The following is a 23,624-nucleotide window of genomic DNA, read 5'->3' on the forward strand; positions in this document are numbered from 1 at the left end:
GATACACCATGCCTGGTTATCTGCTCGAACCTACCATGTCGGCACAACGCATCATCAAGGCATTCCTCGCTCACGGTCTCGGTCAGGCCGTCAGTGTTTTCGCACAGATCGTATCCGTTCCGCTGTTTCTGTCGGTGTGGGGCGCGGCGAAATACGGAGAATGGATTCTCATCTCGACGATTCCCACCTACCTCGCGTTGAGTGATCTGGGCTTGTCGACTGTTGCGGCGAACGAGATGGACCAGCGGGCCGCAGTCGGAGATCACGACCGACTTCAGGCGATTTACCGGACGCTCGCGGCGACAGTCGCAATGTTCGTGCTTACGGTGCTCATCGTGTCGGGTGCGGCGTGGTGGGTCTTGGGTACTGCCGCCCATGTATTCCGGTACATGTCTGCCGACGAGGTCAGATTCGTCGCGTTGATCCTGATTGGAGACGTATGCCTGAGCGTGATGTATGGTCCCCAGACAGCCGCGTTGCGAAGTGCCAATTGCTATGCGCTGTCCGTCGGCATTCTGAATGCGACGCGCTTTGTCGCGCTGGCGTTCGGGTTGATCGCGCTGATGGTGTTCAAGACACCGATAGCGGTCGCGACCGCCATGCTCGTCGCCCGCATTGCCGGCTTCGCCGCGCAGCAGATCGTGAAAAAGCGCTATTGCCCCTGGGCCACGCTGTTTCCATTGACGATCGACTGGGTGTGGCTCAGGAAATCGCTGGTTCCGTCGCTGGCATTCCTCGGATTCCCGCTCAGCAACGGCCTGAACTTTCAGGGAATTCTGTGGGTGATAGGAACTGCGCTCGGCCCCGCGCAGGTGACGGCGTTTTCAACGATGAGAACGTTGACTCGCGTCGCAGTGCAAATGATGAACCTGTTGTCCAACTCGGTCTGGTCGGAAGTGTCGAAGCTTTCCGCCGTCGGCAGAAAGGGCGACGTGACACGCATCAAGCGCAGATTGACGATTGTCACGCTGGCAGTCGCAGGCGCGATCGGTATTGGAATGAGCGTATACGGGGAGCGCTTCTATGCGGCGTGGACGGGAAAGCACGTCGTTTTCGATTCGACGTTGTTCGACGTCCTGTTGCTGTCGATGGTCGCGAACTCGCTGTGGCAATCGGCTTCCATATTCGTCATTGCGATCAATCGCCATATCCGATTTGCATTCGCTTATCTGGCTGCCGCCAGTGTTGCGATAGTCGTTGGATTGTTCGCCGTTCGCCACGGGGGGCTGGTATCCGTCGCGATCTGTCTGCTGGGGCTCGACGTATTCCTGGTTCTCTTCGGTGAATACGAGGTATTTCAAGAGTATCGCGAGAAGGATTATGAAGGTTCTGTTCTTGATCGGTAGCGTCGGCGATTACCATACCGCGCGCTTGAGCGATGCGGGGCGCCGTCTTGCCCAGGAAAACGTCGAATTTCGCGCGCTGGTGATGAATCGCAGATCGACGGACTACCTGCATCGCGACGCGCAGCGCTCCGGGTGCGATGCGTCGGGAAACGGCTGGCGGTATGTGATGAAGGAAGGCTCGCGACGCGCGAAGCCGATATTTCTGGCGTGCCTGTTTAGGGAAATCGTTCGGGAGAAGCCGGACATGATCGTAACCATCGGATACAACTTCCCGTATTCGGTCGTCGGGCTGATCTACCGATGGTTGACGCGCCGCACGAGAATCGTGTTTTGTGCGGACAGCAAGTTCGACGACGGCGTGCGCCAGCCAGGCCGCGAGTTGGTCAAGTCACGGCTCGCATGCCTTTATGACGGAGCGATCGTAGCAGGGCGCCGGCAGAGCCTTTACTTCCAGTTCTTGGGCATCCCGGCGGAACACGTCCACGTCGGCTATGACGTGGTCGACAACGGACGGTTCATGACGGCTGCCGCAGCTGCCCGCGTTCGGGCGCCCGAGCTTCGCATGCAGATGGGATTGCCGGAAAAGTACATCGTTTGCGTGTCGCGGCTGATCGCACGCAAGCGTGTCGACAAGGTCATCGACGCGTATGCCCGTTCGCGGGCAAGGACGATCGGTGTTTCACTGCTCATCATCGGCGCGGGCGGGCTCGAGCAATCGCTGCGAGCACGTTGCGACCGCCTCGGCATCGCGGACGACGTCGTATTCAAAGGGCTGGTACCCAATCAGGACATGCCGGTGTTTCTGTCGCTCGCCAATTTCATGATGCTTTTGAGTGACTATGACCAATGGGGCTTGTGTCTGAACGAGGCGCTCGCGTGCGGGACACCCGTATTGTGCAGCGACCGCTGCGGGGCCGCACACGAACTGGTCCGGCATGGCGAAAACGGGTTCGTCACCGATGGAACGGATGCAGACATCGACCGTGGCGTCGCGACACTGCTGGACGACGAAAAGCTGTCGGCGATCAGGTGCAACTTTCCGTGGAATCTGGATGACTGGGATTTGCAGCGGTTTTCCGAAAATGTGTTGAACTTCGCGAACAGGTTCTCGAAATGCAAGTGAATCATGTCGTTGTGGCCAACGTCTTTGGCGCGGTGAACAAAGGCGATGCGGCGCTCATCGAAGTGTGTATCGACGAGATCCTCGAAGCCTATCCGAACGCGTCGCTCAGCGGCATCGCCTATCAGCCGTCGACGCAACGAGCCCATCTACCTTGGGTGACATGGCACGAGCGGCTCGGGAACTGCGTATCGAAGAGCGTGTGGCGCCGTCGTCTGTGCAATGTAGTGCGCCAGTGCATCACGATCTGCTATGTATCGTTGCGAAGGCCGTGGCTGCTCGGCCGTCTGATTCCGGTCGAGCAAAGGCGCGCCATCGATGCGCTCGGGAAAGCCGACATCGTCGTCAGTTGTCCGGGCGGGTATCTCGAAGATTCCAATCCGTCGTACTACGCCAACCTGATACAGATCTGGACCGCTTCGAGATTCGGCGCCACCGTGGTTCTGGCGCCGCAGAGCGTCGGTCCGATCCGCTCCAGGCGCGGCCGATGGTTTGCTGCGAAGGTGCTCGCGAAAGCGTCCCTCATCTGCGTGCGGGAAAGCGAGTCGTACCATTTTGTCGTCGAGACGCTTGCGTTGCCGGCGGCGCGTGTGGCCAGGACGGGCGACCTTGCCTTCTGGCATGCCACGACGCCGGCAGCGACGTCGTCGATGAAGGCGGAACTCGGACTCGAACCGAACGAGCCTTATATCGCGGTCTCGGTGATCGAATGGGCGTTTCCGCTTGCCCTCGACCAGGCGGATGCGAAGGAAAGGTACGTGCGCAACATATGCGAGCTGCTGGATGTCCTGCACGACACACTGGGCGTCCGTATCGTCATCGTCAACCAGGTCGCGGCTGATCTTCCGATAGGCCGCCAGATTGCGGCCCGATGTCCCGGGTTTGTCATCCTGGATGAGAAGGATCGACCGGTGTCGGACGTCAGGAGCATCATTGCCGGTGCATCGGTGTTTCTGGGGAGCCGTTTTCATTCGTGCATTTTCGGCCTGCTGGCAGGGCGGCCGCTGGTTGCGCTCTCCTACCTGCCCAAAACGAGCGGCATCATGACGGACCTCGGCCTGAGCGCCCGCGTTCACGACATCGACGGGTTCGATGTCGATGAGGTGGCGAGGATGATGATCGCAGACTATCGGGCGCCCTCCAGGGGGCAGGAGGAGATCGACCGCGCGGTCGAGCGCTACCGCCGCCTATATCCGCGATTTTCGGATCTCCTGCGGGAGGCAGCATGACTCGAACAGCCGACATCCATCGCGAGCCGGATCTGGGCCACCGCGTCGGATTCGTGACGGCGTCCGCGTCCAGAACCGGCGGTGGCCTGTTTGACGCGGTACGAGGCCTTGCACTCGCACTCCCGGCGAACGGGTTCGTACCGCGTGTATTCGCCCTGAACGATGCGAACACCGATAGCGATCTTCCGCAATGGCGCGGGACGCAGGTGACGACCTGCGATGCGGTCGGTCCTGCGATGCTCGGCTACTCGCCGGCTTTGCGTACTTCGCTGCTGGCATCCGATGCGCACATCGTCCATACGCACGGAATCTGGATGCATCCGTCGGCGGATGTCGTCGCGTGGCATCGGCATCAACGCAAGCCTTACGTCATCTCGCCGCACGGGATGCTCGATCGATGGATACTCAATCGTTCGAAGCTGAAGAAGTGGCTTGCGCTCGCAGCCTATGAACGTAGTCATCTGAATCGCGCGGCGTGCTTTCATGCACTCAATCGTGAAGAGGCGGACGCGATCCGCGCAATCGGTCTGAAACAACCGATCGCCGTCGTGCATAACGGCGTGGCGATTCCGGAACTGGACAGTCCCGGGTTGCCATCCTGGTGGAGCGGCGAACTGGCATCCAAGCGGCTGCTGCTGTACTTCGGACGGCTGCATCCCAAAAAGGGCGTCGAGAATCTACTGACGGCCTGGAAAGATCGCGTCATTGCGGATTCGATCAATGCCCGCTGGAATCTGATTGTCGGCGGTTGGGGGGATCCCCCCTATATCAGTCAATTGCGCGGCATGGTCAGAGAGGGCGTGAACGGTGACGGTGTCCATTTCGTTGGTCCGCAATTCGACCACGACAAGGCAAAAACTTACGCGGCTTGCGATTGTGTGATCCTGCCGTCGTTCAGCGAAGGATTGCCGATGGTGCCGCTCGAGGCATGGTCGTTCCGAAAGCCGGTCGCGCTTACGCGCGAATGCAATTTACCGATCGGGTTTTCCCGACACGCCGCATTCGAGATCCTCAATTCGGTCGAGGGATTGCGGGATTTTCTTGACGACCTGCATGGCATCGACAATGCACGGCTCATGGCGATGGGCAATGGCGGGAGAGCACTGGTCGAAGCTTCTTTCACGTGGAAGGCCGTTGCGACACAGATGGCCGACGTCTATGGCTGGCTGATGGGGTTTCGTGAGAAGCCGCCTTGCATCATCGAATGAGTATCCGACCGGCGAAGAGATGACATGGATATCATAGGCTATATCGCGGTAATCAATCTATTGTGCTGGGGAATGTGCTTCGCGTTCGTCATGGCAATGCGCATGCCAATCTATCACCCGATTTTCCTGTATTTGATCTATCACTTCCTGGGATATGTCATTCGCCCGATCAATATCTATCTGATCGGCAAATCTCTCCTATGGAACACCATCGGGTTGACGCCGTCAGACGGGACGCTCTGGCTGACCTGTCTCAACATCAACTGTGCGCTGCTCGCGGCAGTCATCCTGCCTGCACTCGTCGAACCCCGCAATCTTCGGCAACTCAGGATCCCTCCGACCCGCCTTGTCATTGCCGACAAGGTTCGATTTTTCCTCGCCCTGATCGTTCTCGTTGCGCTCGGATTGTATTCAACGCATGTCGCGTACGGAACGGCCGGTATCGATTCGGTCCAATCGTTTGAAGTACAGGTAGATGCGAACGGCGGGCAGCGCCTGGTTGGCGTGTCAGGCTACCTGATGGCGTTTGCGGAATTCATTCCAGCGGCGTTGCTGATCCTGATCCTCGCTTATGGCGTGACGCCGCCCATGGTCGCCGGGATCGGCGCATTCGTTCTGCTACGCATACTCGTCGGCGCACAGCGGCTGTCGTTCGTCATTGTCGTGCTGAGTGCATTGACCATCGGTTTGATGCGGCGCGGTCGCCGCAGCTTCGCGATGAAGACGATCATCATCGGAATATGCCTGATCCTCGTGTTCGACATCGTCGGATCGGACCGCCTCGCGGCCCGGAAGATATTGACCGGTGACACGAGTATTTCGGAGATCGTGGATCGATACCAGAAGTCCAGGGCGGTCGGCGCCGGAACGAGCGACTTCCAGGAGTTCGACGTGTCGTCGGCGATTTACGAACTTGTACCGGAGAGAACAGGGTTCAACTGGGGAACGCAGTACCTGCGGCTGCTCGTATGGCCGATTCCCCGGGCGATATGGCCTGACAAGCCGACGACGACGCAAAGGGTCAACCTTCTAAAATACGGAAATTTCTTTGCGCTGACTTGGTCGTTGCATGCGGACTTGTATTCGATATTTGGATTCCCGTCGCTGGTCGGCGGCATGTTCCTGGTTGGCCTGTTCCTGTACCGTTTTCATCATCGTGTCACTTATACGGCGAGTCCGAAACTATTCGCGTCGTACTGGATTTTCAATGGCTATATCTCGACGCTGTTTCGCGATGGTGGCGTGCCGATGGCGTATTTTTTCGGGTTCTCTTTCGTTGCCGTCTATATTTTGGTGACGGCTGGAAGGATCAGGATGGCGCGAATCCGGATTCCGGAGACGGATGCGGAAAAGGTACTTCCGAGCACGGTCGGCTCGGTGACATGACGCGAACGGATTGTTACGAATCGGGAGAAACGTCGCGCAGGCGAGCATTTCGAGGCATGGCTACGATTCAAATACCGGAGCGAACATCGTGAAGCAATCCAGGCGGGCGTTCCTGAAGCTGATGGCGTCCACCGCGGCTGCGGAAGCGGTTTTACCTGATGCCAGCGCGTCGGAGCGTCGTCCTGGGGCATCGGTCCGTGAAGTGATCGATGCTGCTGCATACGGAGTATCGGCAGGCGCGTCCGCGGAACAGAACTCCAGGGCCCTGCTGAAGATTCGCGAGAAGATGCGAGGGGCAGACACCGCATTCGATCTTGTCCTACCGGACGGGAGGCTGAATATCGTAACCGGCAGGTGGCTGCAAGGTGTCGCGGACGTGCATGTAAGAGGCGGAAGAGGTACGCAGTTGTGCAACGTCGGAACGTCGCAATCCACAACCGAACGCGTACCGCTTATCATCAACCAGGACTATTTTCTTGATAACGCCGGTTCGATACCCGGCTTCGGTGAATTCGTGAATGGCGACCGTATCGGGTCGGTGGCCGTGGGCACATCGCACGTTCGCCTGTCGAGCGCAGGCGCCGCGTCGAAATATCGCGCGGGAATGCCGGTATTGGTCTATGGATTCAATCAGGACTCGCAGGGCTATCCGCCTTCGATTCGATATTTCGAGCGGAACACGATCGCGAAAGTCGGTGCCGACATACTCGAGTTTGCGGTGCCGCTGCGGAATGCCTACGACGCGCGTTGGGCCGATATCGTGCAGAACGGTGAGGCCGCCGGCGCGACCGGCGCCGCGCGCGTTCTGAGTCTGGATCGGGCCGGCTTTCGCGTCGCCAAGCGTGTCGTGCTTGACGACCTGGAATTCCTGTCGTCGCGCGATAGTCGCGACGGTGATGTCAATTCCCTCGACGGAAGCCTGTATGCGTTTTCTGCCGACGTGATCGTATGCAACCGCGTTCGGGTCAACGGTTATTTCTATCCGTCCGCCAGTGGAACCATCGTCGTCAACGACTCGTATATCCGCTTCGTCGAGAACGACAAACTGGTCGACAGTATCGAATACAACCGATGCCAGATCGGTTTTTTTTCGAACGGCCCAGCGGTGAACCGGATCGTTGTAAACAATTCAACGATAGAAGAACCGATTCCGATCGTCAGTTGCCGCAACCTCGAGTTCAATGACGTCACGTTTGTTGGAGCACGACGGCCGGCCAGCGCGTTCGTTACGCTGAGTTTCTCCACGCCGATGGAGTCGGTCGTGTTCAATCGACCCAGGCTGGTCCCCTCTCACGGCGTCACCCTACCGCTGACAACGGGAGGAGGAGTCGTCAAAATCAAGGTGACCGGCACGAAAGCTGGTGTGCTGTATACCGATTTTTCCGGCATCAACGACCCGGTGCCGCGTGCGTTGACAGTCGGCTCGGTGCTTCGAAACGAAAGTGGTCAACCGCAATTCGATGTGACGGGGATATGGCTCGAGAACGGGCGCACGGCGATAGGTGTCAGGGCACGAGACACCGCGATAACGGCGCGTGTCAATCAGGTCTTCATGGCAAACATTTGCAAGCGTTTGACGATCGTCGATCCGGTCGTCGTCGGGCCACGATCCGATGTAGAAGCCCGTTTTTCGAGCCCGCGAAGCACCTCGGATGCGTCGTTCGATGTTGCCGTTCAACTGAACGCGGACGATGCGCGCATTCGCGACGCTCACCACGATGATGACACGATCGACGTCGGATTCCAGTTCGGCGACGGCGCTCGTCAAGGTCCATTCGATCTTACGATTCATCGGTGGCCACGTGAGCTGGCCGTCGAAGTCGGCGACTCGCATACGATGGCGACAGGCGATTCCGGCGCCACACTGATCCTGACCGGCCTGGATTACACCGGCCACCCGGTTTGGCGAGGGGTCATCGACATGGGGGCGTCAGGCAGGCGGGCGATCAGTGAGCACCAGGTGCTGGGGATGTCGCGCGACCAGTTGTCCCCGTTGCCGAATGTCCGAATCGTGAGATTGAGAGGCGTATGCAACTCCGGAGGTTCGGCCTCCGCCAAATACGTAAATATCAAAATTCTGCTGACCGACGAGGTGAATCGAGATGAATGAGCCGAGGGTTTTTTTCAACGGACGAAAAATTGCACCGCTGCTGTGCGCTGCGTCGATCGCAGCGGCGTCGGCGGCACCGACCGCGTCGCTTGCAACGTGTGTGTTGCCAGGGTGTCACGGCCAGCCGGGAGCCGGCACCGCCGCACGGGCAAGCGGAATGTATGGCGAGCCGGGGCGGAGCTCGTTGAAAAGCTATTCGGGAAATTATCGGCAATCCATATCGAATTCGAGCGAGTTGAGGACATTCGCGACGGAGGCCGTCGTTGCGAAGAATCCGTACGCAGTTGACGTGGAGCGGATGGGATACGCTCGCGGCAGCATGTACTCGGGAATGGGCGCCAGTTCGATATCGAGACTAGGGCGTGAACACGCCCCGGGTTCCGCCCAGCGTGCGGATATCGGGAAGTCCGTCATCGATGTGCTTCCGGGCGTGCAGGGGCGGTCGGTCGGGATTCCTGGCGCTTCGCGGATCAGCCGATAAATGGTACCGGGGAGAACGGTTACATGCCGGGAGGCACATCGCTCGCCGTGATCTAACGGAGGCAGTCGACATAGATCTGCTGCAATTTGTCGACATACTGAGTCCAGTTGTGCGTACTGGCGGCCGCGACGATCGCCTGGCGGGAGAATTCCACGATCTTGTCGGGCGAACTGATCATCTCGCCGATGGCATCGGCTAGCTGTTCGACGGAGCCGGACGGGACGATCTTGCCGCTGCGATCGTGCTCGATGATCTCGGCGGCCCCGGATTCTCGCGTCGCGACGATCGGCAGACCGGTCGCGAGCGCTTCGCATAGAACAACGGCGAGCCCTTCTTCAAGCGACGGAAGTACGAAGAGATCCGCCGCGTTGTAGTAGTCGTTGAGTTGCGAATTTTCCACGCGAGGAATGTGTGTGAAGAGGTGCCGGTACGGAGCGAGCAGGGGTTCGACCATCGGATCGATCTGCCCGATCAATGTAACATGCACACGTTTGTCGCCGAGCTGCTTTACAGCTTCCAGAAGGTAGATCTGGCCCTTGCGCAGGCTGATCTGTCCGACGCACAGGATACCGAAGCGATTCGTGTCTTTTCCGCGCTTTTCCAACGGGTGAAACCTCTTCACATTGGCCGCATACGGAATCACTTTGATGATGCTCGCGGGAACCCCGTGCTGAATGAACGATTCCCGTACGATCGATGATGGCGCCAGGACGTAGTCATACAGCTTGACTTCCTCGATCAGCCGCCGTTGTTGCCGGTTGATCCGCTGAATATGCGGCAGTCTCCGCCTGTCTTCTTCTTCCGAAAGGAGCCGATCGCGATAGAGCGGATGCGTGTTGACGACCTCCCCGAGCACGATTGAACCTTCACGCTTTGCCTTTGCGACGATGTGTCGTGAAGTGCCGTGTGCCATGACGTGCAGAAGCGGTGTCGGTCGCCAGTTGATGCGCACGCCGATCTGCCATAGATCGTGGTATGCCGGAAAAAGCCGATCGCTCAGCCGGCCCTTCAACAGCTTCGCGTGAGCCCGAACCGCATATTCCTTCGCCCAGATATTGACTGCGCGGCCATGTGCCAGCGAGAACGGGGAGGAACGCACTCTGTGAGAATAGTAGAACGTGTCCAGGATTCCGAGTTCGTCGAGCCGATCGATATAGTTGTGAAAGTGAAACCGGCCGCACACTGCCACGCTAACCTTCATGATTCGGCTCTCGGGAAAATTGAAGAAAATTGAAACGAAATTCGATCGATTCGATGATAGCCCGCAGCCCGTGAGGGCCGAGGTCTATGTGCGTTAACAACTAGATTTTGGCGGATTGATGCGACTTGAGCGGGTACGCGGGGCGGTAGACTTACGGCTCGGCATATTCGTATCGGTCGCCGTTGGCTGCCTCGGAGAGCCGACGTGATTTGTTCCCGTGCCGGTCGGCGCGGATTCGCCCTCGCACACTTCTCGATCGTATGATTATTGACGGTAATGATCCTTTCACAGAGCCGTCGTTCAACTTTTCGAATCGACTGCGTCGCGCTGTTTGGGGCGCGGTTTACGTCTTGCTATTCAAATTCAGTCCCAGGCCGCTGCATGGATGGCGCTCGCTATTGCTCAGGTCGTTCGGAGCAAAACTGGGCCCTCATGTTCACGTGTACCCGCACGTCCGGATCTGGGCGCCATGGATGCTGGAAATCGGTTCGCATGTCGGCATAGCGGATGGCGTGATCCTCTACAACATGGCCAATATCAAGATCGGAAGCTACGTCGTGATTTCACAAGGTGCCCACTTGTGTGCGGGTTCGCACGATATCCACTCCCGCAATTTTCAGCTCGTGACACGTCCCATTACAGTGGGCGATCACGCGTGGATCTGCGCCGAGGCCTTCCTTATGCCGGGGGCCGTCGTACCCGAGGGCGCAGTGGTGGGCGCGAGGGCTGTCGTGTCGCGGCCGCTCGAAGAACAGTGGGCGGTGTATGCCGGTATGCCCGCCCGTCGAATCAACTTGCGCGTGCGCAGAGGGGCGGAATGACTTACGGATTCTCGGTGCTGATCCTGACGAAGAACGAGGAAGCGGACCTGCCGGGGTGTCTGACGAGCATCGACGGAGTGGACGACATCTGGGTCCTTGACTCGATGAGCGAAGATGGCACCGTGCAAATCGCGAATGCATTCGGTGCGCGCGTTGTGGCGCGGGAATTCGATGGTTTCGCCGCGCAACGCAACCATGCGTTACGGAATTTCGATTTCAAGCATGAGTGGCTGCTGATTCTGGATGCTGACGAGCGACCCGCTCCGGAACTGCTGGATGAACTTCGCCGCTTTGTTGCCGATGCTCCCGATGAAATCGGCGCAGCTCGGATGCGCCGTAGAGACTACTTCCTGGGTCAATGGTTGAAGCATGCGCAAATCTCGCCATACTTTATCCGACTCGTGCGTCCGTCGCGTGTGCATTACGAACGGGAGGTCAACGAGGTTCTGATCGTCGAGGGCGATATTCACGAACTGGCTGGACCACTGGATCACTTTCCGTTCTCGAAGGGCATGGCTCACTGGATCGGCAAGCACAACGTCTATTCGTCGATGGAAGCCGGCGAGCTGCTTCGCCGACGGCAGGCCGATTTCTCGGTCATCAAGGCAATGTTCGATCGCGACTTCAATGTTCGACGGTTTCATCAGAAGGCGCTGTTCTACAGGATGCCGTGTCGGCCTTTGTTCAAGTTTTTCTACATGATAGTTATCCGTCGGTCGTTTCTCGACGGGCGTGCCGGATGGCATTACACGTTCTTGCAATGTGTTTATGAATATCTGATATCGGTGAAAGCCGTCGAGCTTCAGCGGCCCGAAGGACGCCGTTGAGCATATTGCCGCGCGCGACCCCGAAGACGGGCGCCGAGAGCGACTGGTGGCCGACCGACCGGGGCGGTGGTATGAACGAAGCCGCCGTTATCGGCTACGCGTCAAGTATCGGACGACATTCGATGCAATGCGGACAACCTGGCCTCGAATTCGCGCAACACCGCTTCACGCGACAGCACGGCCTCGGCGAAATTCCGTCCGGCGAGCCCCAGACTCATCCGTTGCCGTGCATCGCCAGCAAGCGCATCGATCGCGTTTGCCAGGGCTGCCGGGTCTCCGGGCGATACCAGTACTCCGCGCCGGGACACCACGTCGTGGAGTTCCGTACCGGGGTTGGCCATCGCGATGACTGCGCGGCCGCTAGCGAACATACCGGTCAACTTCGAAGGCATGACGAGGTCCGCGGCGTCGGCTCGTTGGGGGAGTACGTGTATGTCCGCCAGATTCAGCAGCTCGTTGAGACGGCTGGCGGGCTGCAGATTCATGAATCTGCAGTTTCGCAACTTGCTGCAACGTGCGATGAGGCCATCACGTGCCGGGCCGTTGCCGCAGAAGACGAACACGAGGTTGTCGCGTGACGCGAGTCGTTGTGCGGCATCCGCCAATACGTCGAGCCCCTGCTTCGCGCCCATGTTGCCGGAATAAAGTACGACGGTAGCGTCGAGAGAAATATTGAGCACGGCACGCAACTCGCTCGGGCGCCCGAGCGGATAGATCGAGTAGATGTCGGCCCAGTTCGCGAAATGCACAAGTTTGCCAGCAGGAATTCCCTTATGCATCGCTCGTTCGATCATCTTCGCAGAGATCGTCGAGACGGTATCGAAGCGCTTCATGAGCATCCGTTCGAATCCGAGCGCAGCGCGCCGAATCAACGAGCCGTCGAGCATGCCGAGATTGAATGCAGCATCGATTTCGTAATCTTGAATGTGAAGCCAGGCATGTGCACCGCTCAGCTTGGCCGTGAGCCATCCGCCCGGCGCGTTCAGCAAGCTCGGCGCGATGCAGATGATTGCGTCCGGACGCCACAGCACATGGCGCAGCATGAGCGGAAAACTCGTCAGTGCAAAGCTTGCGAGATGCACGATGCGCAGCACGCCGCGCGGCCGGCGTGGGACCCATAGCGGCGCTCGCCACAGTCTGACGCCGTTGCGGTACTCGGTCGCGTACCGCCCCGAGCGATACCCGTTTGCGACGCGCCATTCGGGGTAATACGGCGGCGCACAGACGACGCGTACCGCGTGACCTTTTGTGACGAGCGTTTCGGCCATTTCCGCGGTGTACTTGCCGATGCCGGTCAGTTCGGGCGCATAGTTGATACCGTAGATGAGGATTTTCATCGGCTTGCAGCGTAATTCCAGGGGAAATGGTGCGGTGCGCAATGGAAGCATTGTGCGGATTGCCAGCTGCGCCTATCCGACAGAATGTGGGCGTGTCCCGCCAGGCGGCATATATCATCCAGAATGAGCACCCGGCGACCCGATGCCACGGCGGCCCGCCTTGTTCCCGACATTGGTGTGAAAGCGTTCAGGCACTCATCGAAATGCCGTGCACAGGAACGGCGAGTATGTATCGATTGCGGCCTGGATGGGCGAGCAGTATCCGTATGCGATGCTCGAGACCGCAAGCATCGATGCGGCCGCTGGCGACCGCCGCCAGGGAAGTAGCACGGGTGCGGCTTTCCATCGCAGCAGCGTGGCCATGACCAGCATGCCGATGAGCCAGCCGGCGGTCACCTCCGACACGGTGTGCGCATGATCGAACACGCGTGCGGTCGCGACGGCCGCAGCCAGTGCCGAGCCGGGTAGCAACGCCGTATGGGCACGAACATGCCAGCCGTCGTGCAGCGCGAGCAGGAAGGCCATCGGCCATACCGATGCGGCGAGCATCGTGTGACCGCTGATCACACGAAAATGGATTGTATGGATCTCGATGCCGCAGCCCGCATACAGAATCTTGGTCATTCCGACCGCCAGCATTCCGCAGCCGAGCAGCATCAACCACGATACGGCAATCCGCCAGCCGTGCATCGACGTCGCGAGCCATGCGCTGCAAACCGCCGCAAGCGGGACGGTCAGTGCCGCGTCGCCGAGGCGGCTAATCGATGTCCACATGCCAGACGGCGCCCATTCGTGCGAGCGAAACGCGAGCCGTCATGTGCGGAAACGATTGCACCGGCAATGCAGCGTAGGCCGGTCGTCGTCTCGTGTTCATGTCATGCGACCAGTGCTTCGGAGAGACGCGCGACCAGATACTGCTCGAAGTCCGCGGCGACTTCCGGATGCCGCAGCGCGAACTCGACTGTCGCCTTCAGATATCCGAGCTTGCTGCCGCAATCGAAGCGCGTGCCATCGTACCGATATGCGAGAACCTGCTCGTCGGAGAGCAGCGACTGGATCGCGTCGGTAAGTTGCAACTCACCGCCGGCGCCAGGCCGCAGCGCGCGAAGATGCTCGAAGATCTTCGGCTTCAGCACATAGCGGCCGACCACACCGAAGTGCGAAGGCGCTTTCTCGGGCTCGGGCTTCTCGATTATCCCGGACAGCTTGAAGAGATCCTCCTCCCACCGTTTGCCGTCGATCACTCCGTACGACTTCGTATCTTGCGGCGCGATTTCCTCGACGCCGATCACCGACGCATGATAGTGGTTGAAAACCTCGAGCATCTGCCGTAGCACGGGCGTCGGACCGTCGAGCAAGTCGTCGGCAAGGACCACTGCGAACGGATTGTCACCGACCAGTTTTTCGGCACACAGGACCGCGTGACCGAGCCCGAGTGCTTCGGCCTGGCGGACATAGAAGCAATCGACGTGACTGGGCTTGATGCTGCGTACTAGCGACAGTAGCTTTTCCTTGCCCCGTGCTTCCAGTTCGGCCTCGATCTCGTACGACTTGTCGAAGTGATCCTCGATCGCGCGCTTGCTGCGCCCGGTCACGAAGATCATCTCGGTGATGCCGGCCTGGATGGCTTCCTCGACCGCATACTGAATCAACGGCTTGTCCACGACAGGCAGCATCTCCTTCGGACTTGCCTTGGTGGCAGGCAGGAATCGGGTGCCGAGGCCGGCGACCGGAAATACGGCTTTCGTCACTTTCAACATGGGGTGGCTTCCATCTGATCGAAAAGAGTGGCAGGCGGTGGCGAACGTATGCTGTGAGGGCGGGTGTGTATGGACTCGCGATAAGTGAAGCGTCGGCAGGCACCGGACTGTCTTGCGTGCAATCAGGTCAATCCTAGGGGTGCCCGAAAAGCATGCCGCGACTGAATCTAGGGCGAATCCGACAGTCTCCTTGCATGTGCGTCGGTATTCGGTGGTGGCGGGCTGCCGCCGGCATCGTCGCGGACGCACGCTGCCGGCGGTCGGCGAACCAGAAACCAGGTTTCCGATAGATGGCGGATCGCGTCTAGTTTTTGTCGGAGCGCATGTATTCCCATGACGTAAAGTCGGCCATCAAGACGCGCGATGCCGACGCAGACCCGCATCCCTTGTGAGCCGGGCATTGCGCGTGGCACTGTCGGATCAGGAGCGACCATGGCCGAAGAGGATGACATCTTCGACGCGATTACGGAATTCAACCGTTCGTATCTGACGCTCGCACAGCGATTGCTGCGAGCGGATCGCGAAGCGGCGAAACAACAGCTGGGCATGTCGGACGAGACTGCTTCGATCGTCGCCGCATTGACGCCGGCACAGATCGAGGTGCTCGCCGAGCGCCGCGAACTGTTCTGCGAATTTCGTACGGAATCTTCCCCAGGCCGGGCCTGATACGTCGACCTTTCCATCGTTTCCTGTTACGTCGCGCACGAACGCGACCTGATATCGGGTCGCAGGTTCGCGCGAGCGATCGCGTTCCGCGGCCCCCGGGGCCACTCCCGGCCAATTGTCCGTTATGTCTTGTGGAAGACGGGCCATTCGCTCGTGAAGGCGAAGCTGCGCGAGACCGCCAACGCCAACGGGCCACCGGCGATCGAACACATACAATGTGAGCGTCCGTCGGCCTGCGCTTCGCCATGACCTGGGTGACGCGCGGGCCGCTCCGCCCGCGACCCGCCAAGGCCATCATGGAAATCAAATGGATCGAGGACTTCCTCGCGCTCGCTCAATATCAAAGCTTTTCCCGCGCGGCTGAATTTCGCAACGTCACGCAGTCGGGCTTCAGCCGTCGCATCCAGTCGCTCGAACAGTGGATCGGCGCGGAGTTGATCGACCGCAGCAGCTTTCCGCCGGTGCTGACGCCGGCGGGCCGGCTGTTTCGCGAGACGGCCGAAGACGTGCTCAGCCGCCTGTTCGATACGCGGGCCATCATCCGCACCGAGCAACGGATTGCCGGCAAGAGCCTGCAGATCGCCGCCGGCCACACGATCGCGCTGAGTTTCCTGCCGGGCTGGCTCAAGGCGCTCGCCCCGCATTTCGGCGAAGTGCGGGCGCGCGTCATTCCGACCAATGTCCATGACTCGATCCTGATGCTCGTCAACGGCAACTGCGAGCTGATGTTTGCCTATCACCATCCCGAGCTGCCGCTCCATCTCGACCCGGCGAAGTACGCGCACCTGACGGTCGGCCTCGACACGTTGATGCCGGCATGCCGGCCGAACCGGCGCTCGGCGCCCGCGTTTCGCCTGCCCGGAACGAAGCAGAACCCGCTGCCGCTGATCTCCTATACGGAAACCAGCTACTTCGGCCGCTGTCTCGCGCTGCTGCTCGGCCGTGCCCCCGATACGCCGGCCCTGCAGCTGCACTACGAGTCGGACATGGCCGAGGTGCTGAAGAAACTCGTGATGGAAGGCGAGGGCGTCGCGTGGCTGCCCCGCAGCGCAATCGCCGCCGAGCTGGCAGCCGGCGAACTCGTCCCGGCGGGGCCCGCGACGTGGAACCTGGAAGTCGAGCTGCGCGTGTATCGCGACGTGTCCAACCGCAGTGAATTCCTCGACACGCTGTGGCAGCACCTGCGCGCGGCGCCTTCGCAGCTCGGCTGAGTCGGGGTTTTCCCGCCTTATGCGGGACTCGCATACCGCCATGTTGCACCGGCATCACGGTTTTATCGACCGTCCCTACCATTCGTTCCAACGGCAATCGTGACGCGTGACCGGCGTCGCGCGGCCTTCTTCGCAGCGCTCGTCCGCCTCCGGCGGCGGGGTGCCACCCAAGGACGAATGGACATGAAAAATCGCCTTACCTTCAGCATTGCAGTCGGCATGATCCTCGGTGTCGTCGCCGGCTATGCGTGTCACACCAGCATCACGGACCCGGCCACGCTCAAGACGATCGCCGGCTATTTCTCGATCGTCACCGACATCTTCCTGCGCCTGATCAAGATGATCATCGCGCCGCTGGTGTTCGTCACGCTCGTGTCCGGCCTGGCCGGCATGGACAGCGGCGACGACGTCGGCCGCATCGGCCTGCGCTCGATCGGGTGGTTCATTTGCGCGTCGCTGATTTCGTTGAGCCTGGGCCTCGTCATGGCCAATGCGCTGCAGCCGGGCGCCGGCCTCAACCTTGCGGCATCCGCCGGCGAGGTCGACACCGGGCTGAATACCGCCGCGCTGAACGCGCGGGACGTGATCACGCACGCGTTCCCGACCAGCCTGCTCGACGCGATGGCGCGCAACGACATCCTGCAGATCCTGGTGTTCTCGGTCTTTCTTGGCATCGGGCTGAGCGCGCTGAAGCACGACAAGCGGGTCGGCGTCGTGATCCAGTCGATCGACGGCATGGTGCCGGTGATGCTGCGCCTGACGAACTACGTGATGCGCGCGGCGCCCCTCGGCGTATTCGGTGCGATCGCCGCATCGGTCACGCTGCGCGGGCTCGACGTGATCTATACGTACGGCAAGCTGATCGGCGCGTTCTACCTCGGCTTGCTCGTCCTCTGGACGCTGCTGATCGGCGCCGGCTACGTGTTTCTCGGGCGACGCGTCGGCAGCCTGCTGAAGGCCGTGCGCGAACCCGCGCTGATCGCATTCTCGACCGCGAGCAGCGAAGCCGCGTATCCGCGCCTGACCGAGCAGCTCGAGCAGTTCGGCGTGGACAAGAAGGTGGTGGGCTTCACGCTGCCGCTCGGTTACGCGTTCAACCTGGACGGTTCGATGATGTATCAGGCGTTTGCCGCCATCTTTATCGCGCAGGCGTTCGGCGTGCACATGCCGGTGTCGGAGCAGGTGTTCATGTTGCTGGTGCTGATGTTGAGCAGCAAGGGGATGGCGAGCGTGCCGCGCGGCTCCGTGGTCGTGGTCGCGGCGGTCGCGCCGATGTTCCATCTGCCGGTGGCGGGCGTCGCGATGATTCTGGCGATCGACCAGATTCTCGACATGGGCCGCACGATGACGAACGTGATCGGCAACAGCGTGGCGACGGCGGTGATCGCGAAGTGGGAGAGCCGGCGCGCGGCGAAGTCGCAAGCCGCCGTATTCGATCAGCCGGAGAACGCGTGATGCACACGGATGGCGTAACTGCCCGGCGCAAGTTCGGCGTGGTCGGCGGCCTCGGGCCGCTGGGCAGTGCCGACGTGTTCTTCAAGATGGTGAAGGCGACGCCCGCGTCGTCCGACGACGAGCACGTCGAGGTGATCTTCGAGCAATACCCGTTCAAGGGCTCGGGGTCGGGCAGTGCGGCGACGATCGAACGCAAGCTGTACGTGTTCGACATGATCCGGGCGTTCGAGAAGCGTGGCGTGACGACGGTCGTGCTGCCGTGCTTTCTGAGCCACACGTTCATCGACGAGCTGAAGGCGAACACGAGCCTGCCGATCGTGGATATCGTCGAAGCGGTTCGTCATCACGTGCGGCGCAAATACCCGGACGCGACGCGCATCGGCGTGCTGGCTTCCGATTACGTGCGCGACAAGCGTCTTTTCGAAGCGTATTTCCCGGCGCCGCAATTCGAAGTGGTCCATCCGCGGCCGCGCGACGGGATCGAGCTCGTGACGGAGGCCATCTACGGCGCCGACGGCATCAAGCGCGGCAATCTTCGAGGCCGTCCGGTCGAACTACTGCGCCGCGCATGCGAGGACCTTGCCGATCAGCGCGTGCAGGTCATCGTCGCGGGGCTGACCGAGATCGCGCTGGTGGCCGATGAAATCGGCCCGCAGCGCGTGCCGCTCGTGGATTCGAACCTCGCGTATGCGCAGTACGCGGTGAGCGGGCAAGTGGGTACGCGCGCCGCGACGTTCAAGATCGGCGTGGTCGGCGGCGTCGGCCCGGCCGCGACGGTCGATTTTCTGGACAAGATCGTGCGCAACACGCCGGCGTCGCGCGATCAGGACCATATCAAGCTGCTGGTCGAACAGAATCCCCAGATTCCCGATCGAACCGAGAACCTGGTTGGCGGCGGCACGGATCCGACGATCTCCCTGTACGCGACCTGCAAGAAACTCGAGGACGGCGATGCCGACGTCATCGCGATTCCGTGCAACACCGCGCATGCGTTCGTCGAGCGGATTCAGCCTTGGCTCGGCATTCCGATCGTCAACATGCTGACGGTCACGGTCGCCCACCTGCGCGACACCTATCCGGCGCTGCGGGAGGTCGGTGTGCTGGCCACGTCCGGCACGATCGAAAGCGGGGTCTACCAGAAGGCGCTGGAATCGCAGGGACTCCGCCAAGTGGCGCCGGGGCCGGCGTTGCAGGCGCGCGTGATGGAAGCGATCTACGGCACGCACGGTGTCAAGGCCGGCTTCACGACCGGACGGTGCGAGGAAGATATCGGCGCGGCGATCGACGCGTTGATGGACGAAGGCGTGAGCGTGATCGTGCTCGGCTGTACCGAACTGCCGATCCTGCTGCCGGGTGGCGAATATGTCGCGCGCAACGGGCGCCGGGCGACACTCGTCGATCCGACCGACGTGCTTGCGCGCACGTGCATTGGCTATGCGATGTCCTTCGCGAGCCGGACGGCGACTGAACGACTGGAGAGCGATCGTCAACTCTCCTGACCTTGCAGGTTTTCCGCTTCCTTGCTGCGCACCGCCGCGGTCGTGGGCATGACGACCGCGGTACCTTCCACCACGATGAGCCCGTTCACTTCGCATCGGGTTTCCAGCACGACGCGCCGCCGGTTCGCGACGATTTCCTTGACGGTCACGGTCGCACTAACCGTTTCGCCAAGCTTCACCGGGCGCCGGAATTGCAAATCCTGCGACAGATAGATCGAGCCGGGGCCGGGCAGGCGCATGGCAATGGCCGCCGATATTACCGACGCCGACAACATGCCGTGCGCGATGCGGCCGCCGAATCGTGTGCGACTTGCGTAGGCCTCGTCGAGGTGCACGGGATTCCGGTCCCCGGAGGCGCTCGCGAACAGGAAGATGTCGCGCTCGGATAACGTCTTCGTGAAGCTCGCGCTCATGCCGGGTATCAAGTCTTCGAGGTCGTATCCGCCTTCGTCGTTCATCGTCTGCTCCTGTGTCGTTCGTACTGCGTGGCGTTGACGGGCATCGCGCGCCGTCATCTGTCATGCCGCGGCGTTCTCCTGCCTTGAAGCAGCGTGCAAATCTGTCGATGCGAACAACCGGTTTGCCTCCGCCAGTGCGGATTGCGTGGCGAGCACGCCCGCGTAGGGCAGTGCGCCGGTGATTGCGTCGACGATCTCGTGCCGCGACGCACCCAGCAAGCGCGCGTCGCGTATATGCATGACGAGCGCTTCGGTATCCGCATTTCGAGCGAGGCAGGTCAGACAGGCGATGGCCGTCAGGTGCCGCGCCTTCGCGAGTTCGACCGAACCGACGCTCGAGGTCGACGCACCTGGCTCACCGAGGTGCCGAGCGAATTCGGGCGAAATGTCGGCGGCGCACACCGGCGCTGCGCGCGCACCGCGATCACGATCCGGCGTGGCTTGTGTCGCGGATCCGTTCGCCTGCTCCGCGGCACCGAATACGTCGAGCGCGATGCGCGATACGGGGAGCACGAGTGGCCAGCCGATATAGCCGGTGAGCTGAATCAGTACTTCGGTCAGTTCGCGGCGCGTCCAGCCGACATGCAGGCAAGCATTCAAGTGCTGCCGTACGGCCGCGTGCTGATTTTCGAGCGCGATGACGATCGCAAGCGTTGCGAGTTCGCGCTCCTTCGGTGTCAGTGCTTCGAGATATCGTTGCTGCAGCTCACGCGTGCCTGCGATCGCCGATTCGTAGGGTTCGAACGGTTCGAACGGATTCGCGGCATGACCGATATCGATGCCACGCTCGCGCAGCACCGTCACGACGTGTCGCACGCCGGCCATTGCCACCGGCACCCCCGCGTACTCGAGCGTCTGCAGGACCGTGGCGAGCACGGCGCCCGGCGCCCAGCCCGTGTTCAACATGCCGGCTGCATGGTACTTGAGCGTGGAATCGGCATTGCCCATCGTGGTCAGGACCGCGACGGTCACGAGTTCGCGATGCTTCAGCGACAGATTGGGCCGCGCGATGATATCCGCATAAGCGCCCTCGATCAGCAACCGCTTGAATTCGGGGTCGAGCGAATCGAGGGCAGCGCTGAGGTCCGTGAAGCCCTGGCTGCCGATTGCGTGAATGACGGACATGCCAAGTTCATGCCTGGATATCGTTTTTGCGTGCATGGTGCACCAGCTTGGCTAATGCCGAAAATGTCGATGGTTCCGATGATATTCGTCCGCCCGGGAAGTAATTCTGAACTTTTATGAACTGTCATGGATGGACGTTTTTTGACGTTTAGAATCCAGTCCAATACGAGAAGGCGAACGTTTTCACCCGTGCCGAATGAATCGTTCGATGGCGTCAGCGGATCGGTCATATCAACGTAACCGGGAGAGCGCAGTGCTGAAGCTTCAAGACAAGGTGGCCCTCGTCACGGGAGGGAGTTCGGGCATCGGCCGAACCACGGCGCTGTTGTTTGCACGGAAAGGCGCCCGCGTCGCGATTGCATCGCGCCGTATCGACGAAGGCCTGGCCGTCGTCGAGGAAATTCGTAGCGCCGATGGCGACGCCGTTTTTGTGAAAGCCGATGTTTCCAGGGCCGAGGATTGCGCAAATTCGGTCGCGCAGGCCGTAAAGCAATTCGGCAGGCTGGATATCGCTTTCAATAACGCGGGCGTTGAAGCGTTCGGCAACGCCGTGGCCGATACCGACGAGGCGACCTGGGATTTCGTCGTGGACATCAATCTGAAAGGGGTGTTCCTTGCGATGAAATATGAAATTCCGGAAATGCTGAAAACCGGTGGTGGATCGATCATCAATATGTCATCGACCTATGGCCTGGTGGCGTCGGCATTCGGAGGCTGCGCGTATCACGCTTCGAAGGCAGGCATTCTCGGATTGACGAAAGCGGCCGCGCTCGAATACGCGAAGCAGAAAATTCGCGTCAATGCGATTTGCCCGGCATTCGTCGCAACGGCGATGGTCGAAAAATTCCTCGACGAAACCCATATGACCGACCAGATCAAGAGCTTTCATCCGATCGGCCGCCTGGGTACCGAAGAGGAGATCGCGCAGGCCGTCGTGTTCCTCGCGAGCGATGCGTCGTCGTTCATGACAGGCACCGCGCTTTCCGTCGACGGCGGCATGACCGCGGCTTGACGCGCACGTCGTCTTCACGCATGTCGTAGCGCGAGCGCTACGTTTGAGCAATCAGATTTCGTACGGGTATAAATATGGATTCCGAACTGATGGAAGTGGTGGAGAAAACGACGAGTGAGCAACCGGAACTGTTCGAGATCGGTTGTTCCATTCCGTTGGGCCTCGTGCCGAGAAGGATGCATGCGTGGACGATTCGCCGGGAGAACCACGGAGAGCCGCAGCACGCATTCACGAAGGAAATCGTCGATGTGCCGACGCTCGGCCCGAACGACGTGCTGATTCTCGTCATGGCTGCCGGCGTCAACTACAACGGCGTGTGGGCTGCCCTCGGCCAGCCGTTTTCCGTGCTCGACCTGCATGACGATCCCTATCACATCACGGGCTCGGACGCGGCCGGCATCGTATGGGCCGTCGGCGCGAACGTGAAGAAATGGAAGGTGGGCGACGAGGTCGTCGCGCATTGCTCGCAGGTCGATGGCGACGACGAGGAATGCAACGGCGGCGATCCGATGCTGTCTCCATCACAGCGCATCTGGGGCTACGAAACATCCCACGGTTCGTTCGCACAATTCGCACGCGTACAGTCCACGCAGCTGATGCCGCGCCCGAAGCACCTCACGTGGGCCGCAAGCGCCTGCTACACGCTCACGCTCGCCACCGCGTATCGGATGCTGTTCGGCCACAAGCCACATGTGCTTTCGCCGGGACAATCGGTGCTCGTATGGGGGGCGGCGGGCGGCTTGGGAACGATGGCGATTCAGCTTGCGGCGCTGGCCGGCGCGCGTCCGGTCGCCGTGATCTCCGACGATTCGAAGGCTGAATTCGTCAAGCGCCTTGGCGCGGTGGGCGTGATCAACCGCTCGCATTTTTCATGCTGGGGCGCGCCGCCGCCCGTCGATGCAACGGACGAATACGCGGCCTATGTCGACGCCGTGAAGAAGTTCGGAAAGTCGATCTGGGACGCACTCGGCGAAAGGCGCGATGTCGACATGGTATTCGAACATCCGGGCCGAAATACCTTCGCGCCGTCCTGCTACGTCGTGAAGCGCGGCGGCATGGTCGTCTTCTGCGCCGCGACGAGCGGCTACGACCTGACCTGCGATGCGCGCTACGTCTGGATGCGGCAAAAGCGTATCCAGGGCAGCCACTTCGCGAGTCTCAAGGAAGCCGCGCAGGCGAACCGGCTCGTGATGAGCGGCAAGATCGATCCGTGCCTGTCGGAAGTGTTTCCCTGGAACCGCCTGCCGGACGCGCACGCGAAGATTCGCGCGAATCAGCACCTGCCGGGCAACATGGCCGTGCTGGTGCAGGCCAGCAGTCGCGTCGATCTCGACGCGGCGCGTCGCCACTAGCCATGAAGCATTCTTCTTGT

The 23,624-nt window shown here is 60.7% G+C and carries 20 protein-coding genes; 14 read left to right on the forward strand and 6 right to left on the reverse strand.

What is annotated here, in order from left to right:
- Positions 1-8: 8 nt before the first annotated feature.
- From SB786_RS20525 to SB786_RS20550, 6 genes are all read left to right on the forward strand, one after another.
- The gene (locus SB786_RS20525) at positions 9-1,346 is read left to right on the forward strand and encodes a lipopolysaccharide biosynthesis protein (protein ID WP_410729066.1); all 1,338 of its coding nucleotides are present in this window, start codon (positions 9-11) and stop codon (positions 1,344-1,346) included.
- Positions 1,321-2,469 (forward strand): glycosyltransferase, encoded by a 1,149-nt coding sequence (locus SB786_RS20530; RefSeq protein WP_410729067.1) that lies wholly within the window; start codon positions 1,321-1,323, stop codon positions 2,467-2,469. The genes SB786_RS20525 and SB786_RS20530 overlap by 26 nt, the downstream gene beginning before the upstream one ends.
- Entirely contained in the window at positions 2,460-3,695 is a 1,236-nt protein-coding gene (locus tag SB786_RS20535; protein WP_410729068.1) for a polysaccharide pyruvyl transferase family protein, read from the forward strand. Before SB786_RS20530 ends, SB786_RS20535 begins: the two co-directional genes overlap by 10 nt.
- Positions 3,692-4,903 (forward strand): glycosyltransferase, encoded by a 1,212-nt coding sequence (locus SB786_RS20540; RefSeq protein ID WP_410729069.1) that lies wholly within the window; start codon positions 3,692-3,694, stop codon positions 4,901-4,903. The genes SB786_RS20535 and SB786_RS20540 overlap by 4 nt, the downstream gene beginning before the upstream one ends.
- A gap of 24 nt (positions 4,904-4,927) precedes the next feature.
- Positions 4,928-6,289 carry an O-antigen polymerase gene (locus tag SB786_RS20545; protein ID WP_410729070.1) on the forward strand — a complete coding sequence of 454 codons (1,362 nt, stop codon included), beginning with the start codon at positions 4,928-4,930 and terminating at the stop codon, positions 6,287-6,289.
- Between the two features lie 88 nt (positions 6,290-6,377).
- Positions 6,378-8,399: a hypothetical protein gene (locus SB786_RS20550; protein ID WP_410729071.1), complete on the forward strand. Its 2,022-nt coding sequence runs from the start codon at positions 6,378-6,380 to the stop codon at positions 8,397-8,399.
- Positions 8,400-8,932: 533 nt separating this feature from the next.
- Here the strand turns inward: SB786_RS20550 and SB786_RS20555 are convergent.
- Entirely contained in the window at positions 8,933-10,081 is a 1,149-nt protein-coding gene (locus tag SB786_RS20555) for a glycosyltransferase family 4 protein (RefSeq protein ID WP_410729072.1), read from the reverse strand.
- 473 nt (positions 10,082-10,554) lie between these two features.
- On the opposite strand from SB786_RS20555, the gene SB786_RS20560 reads away from it, so the two are divergent.
- Together SB786_RS20560 and SB786_RS20565 are read left to right on the forward strand one after the other, a co-directional pair.
- The gene (locus tag SB786_RS20560; RefSeq protein WP_410729073.1) at positions 10,555-10,902 is read left to right on the forward strand and encodes a putative colanic acid biosynthesis acetyltransferase; all 348 of its coding nucleotides are present in this window, start codon (positions 10,555-10,557) and stop codon (positions 10,900-10,902) included.
- Between the two features lie 14 nt (positions 10,903-10,916).
- Entirely contained in the window at positions 10,917-11,729 is an 813-nt protein-coding gene (locus tag SB786_RS20565) for a glycosyltransferase family 2 protein (RefSeq protein ID WP_410729074.1), read from the forward strand.
- Between the two features lie 101 nt (positions 11,730-11,830).
- Here SB786_RS20565 and SB786_RS20570 read toward each other — a convergent pair whose 3' ends face one another.
- The 3 genes from SB786_RS20570 to galU form a co-directional block, all read right to left on the reverse strand.
- Positions 11,831-13,066, reverse strand: a complete 1,236-nt coding sequence (locus tag SB786_RS20570) for a glycosyltransferase WbuB (RefSeq protein WP_410729075.1) — start codon at positions 13,064-13,066, stop codon at positions 11,831-11,833.
- 195 nt (positions 13,067-13,261) lie between these two features.
- A complete protein-coding gene (locus SB786_RS20575) occupies positions 13,262-13,840 on the reverse strand; it encodes a phosphatase PAP2 family protein (RefSeq protein WP_410729076.1) in 579 nt (192 codons plus the stop codon).
- Positions 13,841-13,941: 101 nt separating this feature from the next.
- A complete protein-coding gene (gene galU, locus SB786_RS20580; protein ID WP_410729077.1) occupies positions 13,942-14,826 on the reverse strand; it encodes a UTP--glucose-1-phosphate uridylyltransferase GalU in 885 nt (294 codons plus the stop codon).
- Positions 14,827-15,258: 432 nt separating this feature from the next.
- Between galU and SB786_RS20585 the strand changes: the two genes are divergently transcribed.
- The 4 genes from SB786_RS20585 to SB786_RS20600 all read left to right on the forward strand — a co-directional run bounded on the left by SB786_RS20585 (position 15,259) and on the right by SB786_RS20600 (position 19,657).
- Complete coding sequence (locus SB786_RS20585; protein ID WP_410729078.1) at positions 15,259-15,492, forward strand: flagellar transcriptional regulator FlhD; 234 nt, start codon at positions 15,259-15,261, stop codon at positions 15,490-15,492.
- 296 nt (positions 15,493-15,788) lie between these two features.
- Complete coding sequence (locus SB786_RS20590) at positions 15,789-16,703, forward strand: LysR substrate-binding domain-containing protein (protein ID WP_410729079.1); 915 nt, start codon at positions 15,789-15,791, stop codon at positions 16,701-16,703.
- Positions 16,704-16,886: 183 nt separating this feature from the next.
- Complete coding sequence (locus tag SB786_RS20595; RefSeq protein ID WP_410729080.1) at positions 16,887-18,158, forward strand: dicarboxylate/amino acid:cation symporter; 1,272 nt, start codon at positions 16,887-16,889, stop codon at positions 18,156-18,158.
- A complete protein-coding gene (locus SB786_RS20600) occupies positions 18,158-19,657 on the forward strand; it encodes an amino acid racemase (protein WP_410729160.1) in 1,500 nt (499 codons plus the stop codon). The genes SB786_RS20595 and SB786_RS20600 overlap by 1 nt, the downstream gene beginning before the upstream one ends.
- Here SB786_RS20600 and SB786_RS20605 read toward each other — a convergent pair.
- Positions 19,645-20,115, reverse strand: a complete 471-nt coding sequence (locus SB786_RS20605; RefSeq protein WP_410729081.1) for a MaoC family dehydratase — start codon at positions 20,113-20,115, stop codon at positions 19,645-19,647. The two genes, SB786_RS20600 and SB786_RS20605, sit on opposite strands and share 13 nt — an antisense overlap.
- A gap of 60 nt (positions 20,116-20,175) precedes the next feature.
- Positions 20,176-21,240 carry a carboxymuconolactone decarboxylase family protein gene (locus SB786_RS20610; protein WP_410729082.1) on the reverse strand — a complete coding sequence of 355 codons (1,065 nt, stop codon included), beginning with the start codon at positions 21,238-21,240 and terminating at the stop codon, positions 20,176-20,178.
- 253 nt (positions 21,241-21,493) lie between these two features.
- Here SB786_RS20610 and SB786_RS20615 point away from each other — a divergent pair, with 253 nt between their 5' ends.
- Both SB786_RS20615 and ccrA read left to right on the forward strand, forming a co-directional pair.
- Positions 21,494-22,252 carry an SDR family NAD(P)-dependent oxidoreductase gene (locus tag SB786_RS20615; protein WP_410729083.1) on the forward strand — a complete coding sequence of 253 codons (759 nt, stop codon included), beginning with the start codon at positions 21,494-21,496 and terminating at the stop codon, positions 22,250-22,252.
- A gap of 74 nt (positions 22,253-22,326) precedes the next feature.
- Positions 22,327-23,604, forward strand: a complete 1,278-nt coding sequence (gene ccrA, locus SB786_RS20620; RefSeq protein WP_410729084.1) for a crotonyl-CoA carboxylase/reductase — start codon at positions 22,327-22,329, stop codon at positions 23,602-23,604.
- The last annotated feature ends 20 nt before the right edge of the window (positions 23,605-23,624 follow it).

The organism is Burkholderia sp. SIMBA_062 (genome assembly GCF_046534765.1).
Classification (GTDB): Bacteria; Pseudomonadota; Gammaproteobacteria; order Burkholderiales; family Burkholderiaceae; genus Burkholderia; species Burkholderia ambifaria.

Bases quoted from the DNA above. Each gene is read 5' to 3' on its own strand.
- SB786_RS20525 (WP_410729066.1), top strand. From the start codon at position 9: ATGCCTGGTTATCTGCTCGAACCTACCATGTCGGCACAACGCATCATC.
- SB786_RS20530 (WP_410729067.1), top strand. From the start codon at position 1,321: ATGAAGGTTCTGTTCTTGATCGGTAGCGTCGGCGATTACCATACCGCG.
- SB786_RS20535 (WP_410729068.1), top strand. From the start codon at position 2,460: ATGCAAGTGAATCATGTCGTTGTGGCCAACGTCTTTGGCGCGGTGAAC.
- SB786_RS20540 (WP_410729069.1), top strand. From the start codon at position 3,692: ATGACTCGAACAGCCGACATCCATCGCGAGCCGGATCTGGGCCACCGC.
- SB786_RS20545 (WP_410729070.1), top strand. From the start codon at position 4,928: ATGGATATCATAGGCTATATCGCGGTAATCAATCTATTGTGCTGGGGA.
- SB786_RS20555 (WP_410729072.1), bottom strand. From the start codon at position 10,081: ATGAAGGTTAGCGTGGCAGTGTGCGGCCGGTTTCACTTTCACAACTAT.
- SB786_RS20560 (WP_410729073.1), top strand. From the start codon at position 10,555: ATGCTGGAAATCGGTTCGCATGTCGGCATAGCGGATGGCGTGATCCTC.
- SB786_RS20570 (WP_410729075.1), bottom strand. From the start codon at position 13,066: ATGAAAATCCTCATCTACGGTATCAACTATGCGCCCGAACTGACCGGC.
- SB786_RS20575 (WP_410729076.1), bottom strand. From the start codon at position 13,840: ATGTGGACATCGATTAGCCGCCTCGGCGACGCGGCACTGACCGTCCCG.
- galU (WP_410729077.1), bottom strand. From the start codon at position 14,826: ATGTTGAAAGTGACGAAAGCCGTATTTCCGGTCGCCGGCCTCGGCACC.
- SB786_RS20585 (WP_410729078.1), top strand. From the start codon at position 15,259: ATGGCCGAAGAGGATGACATCTTCGACGCGATTACGGAATTCAACCGT.
- SB786_RS20590 (WP_410729079.1), top strand. From the start codon at position 15,789: ATGGAAATCAAATGGATCGAGGACTTCCTCGCGCTCGCTCAATATCAA.
- SB786_RS20595 (WP_410729080.1), top strand. From the start codon at position 16,887: ATGAAAAATCGCCTTACCTTCAGCATTGCAGTCGGCATGATCCTCGGT.
- SB786_RS20600 (WP_410729160.1), top strand. From the start codon at position 18,158: ATGCACACGGATGGCGTAACTGCCCGGCGCAAGTTCGGCGTGGTCGGC.
- SB786_RS20605 (WP_410729081.1), bottom strand. From the start codon at position 20,115: ATGAACGACGAAGGCGGATACGACCTCGAAGACTTGATACCCGGCATG.
- SB786_RS20610 (WP_410729082.1), bottom strand. From the start codon at position 21,240: ATGTCCGTCATTCACGCAATCGGCAGCCAGGGCTTCACGGACCTCAGC.
- ccrA (WP_410729084.1), top strand. From the start codon at position 22,327: ATGGATTCCGAACTGATGGAAGTGGTGGAGAAAACGACGAGTGAGCAA.